This window comes from Bifidobacterium sp. UBA6881 (genome assembly GCA_002451435.1).
Taxonomy (GTDB): Bacteria; Actinomycetota; Actinomycetes; order Actinomycetales; family Bifidobacteriaceae; genus Bifidobacterium.
This window is the reverse complement of the sequence record DKCF01000091.1, coordinates 8,933-16,410: the sequence shown is the minus strand read 5'-3', so window position 1 is coordinate 16,410 and position 7,478 is coordinate 8,933. Positions and strand designations below refer to the sequence as shown.

At 61.3% G+C, this 7,478-nt stretch carries 6 protein-coding genes, 2 tRNA genes and 1 pseudogene (1 of these 9 cut by a window edge); 7 read left to right on the top strand and 2 right to left on the bottom strand.

From position 1 onward, the window contains the following. Nucleotides 1–99: 99 nt before the first annotated feature. On the bottom strand, nucleotides 100–447 hold the full coding sequence (locus B3C64_RS07060; protein WP_291534692.1) for a phenylpyruvate tautomerase MIF-related protein: 348 nt from the start codon (nucleotides 445–447) through the stop codon (nucleotides 100–102). A 196-nt stretch (nucleotides 448–643) separates the two neighbouring features. Between B3C64_RS07060 and B3C64_RS07055 the strand changes: the two genes are divergently transcribed. Further along, on the top strand, nucleotides 644–1,180 hold the full coding sequence (locus tag B3C64_RS07055) for a GtrA family protein (protein ID WP_291534697.1): 537 nt from the start codon (nucleotides 644–646) through the stop codon (nucleotides 1,178–1,180). Between the two features lie 47 nt (nucleotides 1,181–1,227). Here the strand turns inward: B3C64_RS07055 and B3C64_RS07050 are convergent, their stop codons facing one another. Continuing rightward, nucleotides 1,228–2,652, bottom strand: a complete 1,425-nt coding sequence (locus tag B3C64_RS07050) for an MFS transporter (protein WP_291534690.1) — start codon at nucleotides 2,650–2,652, stop codon at nucleotides 1,228–1,230. A 248-nt stretch (nucleotides 2,653–2,900) separates the two neighbouring features. On the opposite strand from B3C64_RS07050, the gene B3C64_RS07045 reads away from it, so the two are divergent. The 6 genes and pseudogenes from B3C64_RS07045 to B3C64_RS07020 form a co-directional block, all read left to right on the top strand. Next, nucleotides 2,901–3,560 carry a histidine phosphatase family protein gene (locus tag B3C64_RS07045; protein ID WP_291534688.1) on the top strand — a complete coding sequence of 220 codons (660 nt, stop codon included), beginning with the start codon at nucleotides 2,901–2,903 and terminating at the stop codon, nucleotides 3,558–3,560. A 121-nt stretch (nucleotides 3,561–3,681) separates the two neighbouring features. Further along, nucleotides 3,682–4,668, top strand: a complete 987-nt coding sequence (locus B3C64_RS07040; protein WP_291534687.1) for a hypothetical protein — start codon at nucleotides 3,682–3,684, stop codon at nucleotides 4,666–4,668. Nucleotides 4,669–4,840: 172 nt separating this feature from the next. Next, nucleotides 4,841–6,361, top strand: a complete 1,521-nt coding sequence (gltX, locus tag B3C64_RS07035) for a glutamate--tRNA ligase (RefSeq protein WP_291534686.1) — start codon at nucleotides 4,841–4,843, stop codon at nucleotides 6,359–6,361. A gap of 368 nt (nucleotides 6,362–6,729) precedes the next feature. Then, a tRNA-Glu gene (locus tag B3C64_RS07030) sits at nucleotides 6,730–6,802 on the top strand. Nucleotides 6,803–6,840: 38 nt separating this feature from the next. Further along, a tRNA-Gln gene (locus tag B3C64_RS07025) sits at nucleotides 6,841–6,915 on the top strand. A 99-nt stretch (nucleotides 6,916–7,014) separates the two neighbouring features. Beyond that, nucleotides 7,015–7,478, top strand: a pseudogene (locus tag B3C64_RS07020) (serine/threonine protein phosphatase); it runs 977 nt beyond the window's last position.

The following is a 7,478-nucleotide window of genomic DNA, read 5'->3' as shown; positions in this document are numbered from 1 at the left end:
AACGATGGCTTTTTCCATATGAGGTTTCACGGATTCCGTGAGCGGAACTGACGCTTCGCATCCGAATCGCCGGGAATGGCGGAATCTCCTCGGCGGCTATCAGAAATTGCCGCCGTTCCAGCCCCAATCGGTGGTGGCGGTGTAACGGATGTACGTGCGGTCCTCCGGAATGTCGAGTTCCTTGCTCAGCGCGGCCATGATCTGCTCGGTCAGCTTCTCCCAGGAAGAGCCCGGCACGTTGCTGCCGAACACGTTCACCTCGACGTATGCCGCCGGCCTGGAATCGTCGCCGCCGAAATAAATCGGCATGTTGTCTTCGAACGGGCACATCAGCCAGCCTTCGGACTTGCCGGGAACCGCGGTGATCGCCTTGCCGTATGCGGCCTTCAGCGCCTCGCGCTGCGCGGGAGTGGTGGAAACGGAAACATGGGTGTGGATGACGGGCATGGGAATCCTCCTTGGAAATTAAACCGTCGGTGTTCTCGTCTCCCAGTGTAGGTGCTTTGCCATGGACGCGGCGGATGCGCAAGGTTTTATGATGATGCCGCGCATGCCGTTCCGCGGGGCTCGCGTCGCCGGCCCACGGCACTGGTCTGCGCGCATGTGTTAAATAACCCATGTGAGAAAACTGATCGAACAGCTTATGAAATTCGGCCTCGTGGGCGTGATCGCCTTCATCATCGACTGGGGCATCCTGAACATTCTGGTCGGCGTGTTCCATATGCACAACGTGCTCGCCGCCACCATCTCCTTCATCATTTCGTTGATCTTCAACTATGTCGCCAGCATGAAGCTCGTGTTCAAGCACCGCGATGACATGGCGCGTTGGATGGAAATCGTCATTTTCGTCATCGGCGCGGTGATCGGCCTGTTCATGAACGACGCCATCATCTGGATCTCCACGTACGGCATGAACCACGATGCCTACGTGTCGCAGAGCACCGAATACCTGATCCGCACGAACATCGGCAAGCTCATCGCAACCGCCGTGGTGATGGTCTGGAACTTCGTGACGCGCAAGTGGCTGCTGGACGACACGCACACCAACGCCATGAACCGCTTGAAGAAGCAGGAGAACCGCCTGACCGCCGAAGAGCTGGAAGCCAAGTGGGAGAACAGCTTCTCGCACAAACTCGGCGTCTGGTCGCTGGAGCACACCCCGAAGGGCTGGCCGAAGTAGGTTCGCCGCCCTGCGAATGATCGCCGGATGCGGCACCGCATCCGCAGTCACACGCTGACGGTGGTGAGCATCGGCTGCTCGGTGGAGGTTTTGATCTGTCTGATGCCGATCAACGCGATCGCCAACGACATCAAAGCCAATGCCGTCACCACGATGAAACCGCCATGCGAGCCCATACGGTCGATGAACTGTCCCGCGATGGCGGAGCCCGCGGACGAGCCGATCGAATTCATCGCTCCCATCCAGGCCACGCCTTCCGTGAATCGTGTGGGCGGTACCAGATGCAGCATCAGCTGGTTGCCGTTCACCCACGTCGGCGCCTGGCACACGCCGATCAGCAGATAGATGATCATGATCACCCACAGATGCTTGGCGAACATGAACGAGCCGATGCCCAGATTCACCACGGCAAGGCAGAAATAGAAGCGCTTCCACAACGGAATCGTCCAATTCTTCGCGCCGTAGACCAGCGCGCCGATCATCGAGCTGAACGAGAAGCAGGCGAAGACGAATCCGGTGTACTGCTTCATGTTCGCCTCCGTGGCGAACGCGACGATCGAAATGCCGGCCGCCGACTGGAACGCGCCCAGGCCGAACCACGTCACGCATACGGCGATCAGACCCGGGCCCCAGATGGACTCCTTGCGTCCGGCGCGCGCATCCATCTCGGCCTGCCGCATGGCCTCACGCACCTCGTTCTCGGACTTGCCCTCGGAACGCGCGCGGTCGCGGGCGTATTCGATCGCGGTCTCGACCTGCAACGCCTTGGAACGCGCGGCCTCGCGCTCGCGGTACTCCTTGCGCGTCATGCCTGCCTCGCGGGCCAATTGCGTCTGCGACTTCGGCTCGGTGGAAACCTCGGTGAGGAACATCAGCGCGCCGACGACCACGCACATGCCGGTGAACGAGAACGCCAGCAATCCGGAAATCACCGCCAACGTGGACGCCAGAGGATTGCCGACCACCCACATGCATTCGTCGAACACGCCCGACAGCGACAGCGCGCGGTTCGTCCGCTCGGTATCGCCTTTCAGCAACGTCGTCCACCGCTGGCGGCTCATCGCGCCCCACGGTGGAATCGCGGCCATGAACGGCACGATGCAGAACAGAATCCACGACGGCACGCGTGCCGTGATGCAGGAAGTCAACGCCGTGGCGGCTACGATCCACACCAGAATCGTCGGAATCGAAACCTGGCGCTGGCCGAATTTATCGACCAGTCTGCCAAGCACCGGACTCGCGAGGGCAAGCGCGATCGCCTGCACGGCGGTCAACGCGCCGGCGAGCGAATAGTTGCCGTAATAATGCTGCACGGAAATCGTGATGGTCATGCCGACCATGGGAAACGGCATGCATGCGATTACCGAACCGATGGAAAAACGCGCGGTGTGCGGTATCCGCAACAGCTCCGCGTATCCGCCGAAAAGACGATGGGCGATGCTTTTCGCGCCGTCGAGCACGGTGTTGGACATACTCGGCGCTCCTCCTCTCCAAGTACGGGTCCCGCGTCGCGCGCCATAACGCATATGCGCGCGGGGTGGAATGATGGTCGTGTCCGTCGATTGACACGGCAGGTATGATGGGTTGCCTCACATGGTCGTTGTCGACCAAGGCAACTTTAGGACGCGCCTTGTCGCAACACGCGGTAGATTGGGGACGTGGCGAAAAGTAGGCGCGTATTCGTCAGGACGGCGCATACAGGCAAGGGAAAGGCGGGACGATGCCGGCTACAACCATCCATTTCGTAAGGCACGGCAAGGTGGAGAATCCGGGGCATCTGCTGTACGAACGACTGCCGGGATTCCATCTGTCCGAAACCGGCGTGCGCATGGCGCAGGCGACCGCGCACTACATCGCGGTCAGCCCGCAGCTCAACACCGTGTCCGCGGTGTATTCGTCGCCATTGGAACGCACGCGCGAAACGGCGGGGGAGATTCTTTCGTCGCTCAATGCGGTGCGCGGACTGCGCGGCGAGGCGCCATTGGAACTCGTCACCGACGAGCGCGTCATCGAAGCCGGCAACGAATTCCGCGGCAAACGCATCGGATACGGCGAGGGCGCGTTGTGGAAGAACGGCAACTGGAAGCTGGTGCGCAACCTGTGGAAGCCCAGCTGGGGCGAAAGCTACCGGTCCATCGCGCACCGCGTGCAGGAATTCGCATTGGAGAAGGTGGACGAGCATCCGGGCGAGCAGATCATCGTGGTCAGCCACGAATCGCCGATCTGGAGCTACCGGCACATGCTGGAAACCGGGCATCCGGAACACAACATGCTGCTGCGGCACACCGCGCTCGCCTCGATCACTTCGATCACCTACGATTGCGAAACGAAGAAAGTGATGTCCATCGCATACGCCGACCCGGCCGCAGACATCGCATAGCAGACGCGTGACGGCTGCGTGGCATGTCGGCGCGATGTTGTTGAACGCCGCCGCTTTCCATGACATGATGGAGACAGCGTGAGCAATCAGGCAGACACAATCGGGATGCAAAGGAGCAGACATGCCTTTTAAGATCGACCAGAGCGCGGTGACGCCGCTGTACGATTCCTCCGTGGTGGGAACGGCGATCGATTTCGGCACCGAACTGGTGAGGATGTGGCCGTTGCAGACGGCGCAGGAAATGGAGAACGACGCCCGGTACGCGGAAGACCTGCAGGTGCGCTTCTCCCGCATGATGGCGCAGACCCTGCTGAAGCTGCCCGACGAGATCGATACCTCGGTGGCCGAGGCCGTGTACGAAGGCATGGACGTCATCCCCGGCTGCGAACAGGACGTCATCCGCGCGTTGATGGACGCGAACCACGCATACGACGTGATGAGCGGCTATTCCGAAACCAATGACGCCGATCTGTTCTTCGAAGCCGCCACCACGCTCGGCATCCACCTCGATCCGGTCATCGAGCGCGACATCCGCGGAATCCTGCGTAGTGTGGCGAAAACCATCCGCAACACCTCCGGCATTCCGGTGGACGACGAGGTCGCCGCCAGCATCGGCCTATGTCTGCCCGCCACCAGGAACCGCAACACGCTCACCTCCCGGTACCTTGGATCGCTGACCGTCAGCGATGCGCTGATGAACCTGATGTGCTACGGATTCGACGATCCGCAGGAGCGGGCGATGCGCGTGCTGCCCGTATTGCTGTACGCCAACGAGCTGCGCGAACAGTTCGCCGTCCCGCACACCTCGCTCAACGCGTTGGACCTGCGCCATCTGATCGAGCTGCGCGATTCGGCGTTCCGCGACGACGAGCATGCGGTATCGGTACGGCGCAACGCCTTCAACGCGCGCACCTTCACCGCGTCCGTGAGGTTCCTCGCCATGCTGTCCGGTCAGGAATGGGCGTTGCACGCCAAATACCTGCGTTGGGATCCGAAGCAGGCCGAAAAAGAGGCGAACGAAGAGGATGAGCGGCGAAACAAGCAGGCGCTCGCCGACAAATTCAAGCATGTGAAGGACGATCCGGACAAGCCGGAGGTGGACCTCTGACGGAACCCAGACGGGAACGGTCTCACTGACCGGTCTTGCGCGCTCGCCGAACCCGATGCAGGCGGAATCCGCGGCGAGCGCGAATAATGGCACGCATCATATGCGTATGCGGGAAAGTCGGCCATATAGGGGCATGCCCCGCACGTCCGGTTTGCGCGGCACAATGGAACCTATGACTGAAGCTGAAAACACCAAACCGGAACTTCCGGAAAACGTTCGCGTGCGCTTCTGCCCATCTCCGACCGGCATCCCGCACGTCGGCATGGTCCGTACCGCACTGTTCAACTGGGCCGAGGCCCGTCACACCAAGGGCACGTTCGTGTTCCGCATCGAAGACACCGATGCGCAGCGTGACTCCGAGGAAAGCTACAACCAGATCATCGAGGCCCTGAACTGGCTGGGCATCGACTGGGACGAGGGCATCAACGTCGGCGGTCCCGACGGCCCGTACCGCCAGTCCGAACGCGGCGACATCTACAAGGACGTCGCCGCCAAGCTGCTCAAGGCCGGCTACGCCTACGAATCCTTCTCCACTCCGGAGGAGATCGAGGCGCGCAACGTGGCCGCGGGCCGTCCGAAGGCGTTCGGCTACGATGGCTACGACCGCAACCTCACCGAGGAGCAGAAGGCCGCTTTCCGCGCTGAAGGCCGCAAGCCGGCCCTGCGTATCCGCATGCCCGACGAAGACATCGCCTTCGACGATCTCATTCGTGGACGCATCGAGTTCAAGGCCGGTTCCGTGCCGGATTACGTGATCGTGCGTCCGAACGGCGATCCGCTGTACACGCTGACCAACCCGGTCGATGACGCGTTGATGCGCATCAACGTCGTGCTGCGCGGCGAGGATCTGCTGAGCTCCACTCCGCGCCAGATCGTGCTGTACCGTTACCTGATCGAACTGGGCGTCGCCAAGGAGATGCCGCTGTTCGGCCATATGCCGTATGTGATGGGCCAGGGCAACAAGAAGCTGTCCAAGCGCGATCCGGAATCGAACCTGTTCCTGCACCGCGACAACGGTTTCATCCGCGAAGGCCTGCTGAACTACCTGGCCCTGCTGGGCTGGTCGATCGCCCCGGACCGCGACGTGTTCTCCATGGACGAGATGATCGAGAAGTTCGATGTGCGCGACGTGAAGGCCAACCCGGCTCGTTTCGACATCGACAAGGCCATCTCCATCAACGCCGAGCACATCCGCATGCTCGAACCGCAGGACTTCCTGAACCGTTCCGTGCCGTACCTGCACCGCGACGGCGTGGTGTCCGCGGATACCTGGGATGCGCTGACCGATCGTGAGCGCGAGGTACTGACCGCCGCGGCTCCACTGGTCCAGCCGCGCGTGCGTCTGCTGGGCGAGGTCGCCGGCATGGTCGGCTCCCTGCTCTCCACCGAACGGTACATCGAGCCCGCCGCCGATGCGCACAAGCAGCTCAAGGCTTCCGCGCCCGAGGTGCTGGACGCCGCCATCGCGGCGCTGGAAGGCGTTTCCGAAGAGAACTGGAAGACCGACTTCATCCACGAGACCCTGAACAAGGCCCTTGTTGAGGACGGCGGTTACAAGCCGCGTCTGGCGTTCGGCCCGGTGCGTGTGGCCATGAGCGGCCGTCGCGTGTCTCCGCCGCTGTTCGAATCCATGGAGATCGTCGGCAAGGAGATCTCGCTGGCCCGTTTGCAGGGTCTGCGCGAGCACCTGTGATTCGTCGCAAGACCATGCGCGTCATGTGAGTGATTGACGTGATGAAGGCCCGTCGAAGCGATTCGGCGGGTCTTCGTGTTTGTCGCGGACGTCCGGGCTTTTTAGAGGCTTGCAAGACTTGCGGGACTTCGCATACGGAACCGTGGGATTCCGCATTGTTTTTTGCGACTTTGTGTGTGGATTTCGCGCCGCGCTTTTGCGGCTTTGCGCGGTGCCGAAGGATTCCACCGTGCTGTTTCCGTATTGCCGGCATGGGAAAACGGCAGAAAATGGCGCGACACGCCGTGATTTGCGTAATGCCTGCGATTCGCGTATATTAATCACTCGTTGCGGTTCACAGCTTGCTGAGAATCACAACGATAATTTAAGCCCCCGTCGTCTAGCGGTCTAGGACTACGCCCTCTCACGGCGCCAACACCGGTTCAAATCCGGTCGGGGGTACGACGGACAACTTTTCGAAGTTGCCACGCCAGCCAAATTGGGATGTGGTGTAATTGGCAACACAGCTGATTCTGGTTCAGCCATTCTTGGTTCGAGTCCAGGCATCCCAGCCAATGACCCTCGCTGATGCGAGGGTTTTTTGTTTTTTCGCGTCATCGGTACCATCTCCGCAACCATTATGCGTTTCCCGAGCGCTGCATTACCCTAGGGATATGACCGAATTGCAGCATGCCATCAAAGCCGCGTCCACGCGCCCGCGCATCCAACCGGCGGAAGAGGGGGATCGGCGTCCGCTTTCCGTATCCGCACGGTTGGGCCGCCTGCAATTCCACAATTCCGGCAAGTTCCGCGTGCTGCAGCTCACCGACATTCAGGATGGCCCGAAGATCGGCGCGGACACCATCAAGCTCATCGAGGCGTCGCTCGATGCGACACGTCCCGACATCGTGGTGTTCACCGGCAACCAGATCGCCGGATATGACGCCGCATATGCGTCGACCATGCGGAAACGCCAGTGGAGCAGGCCAAACGGTTCCGTGGCCGATCGGGAGCGGTACTCCACCGCGTTGGAGCATACGCGCGATCTGGTGCGTGCGACCATCGGCCAATTGACGCGGCCGCTTATCGAACGTGGGGTGCCGTGGGCGGTCACTTTCGGCAACCACGATTTCCAGTG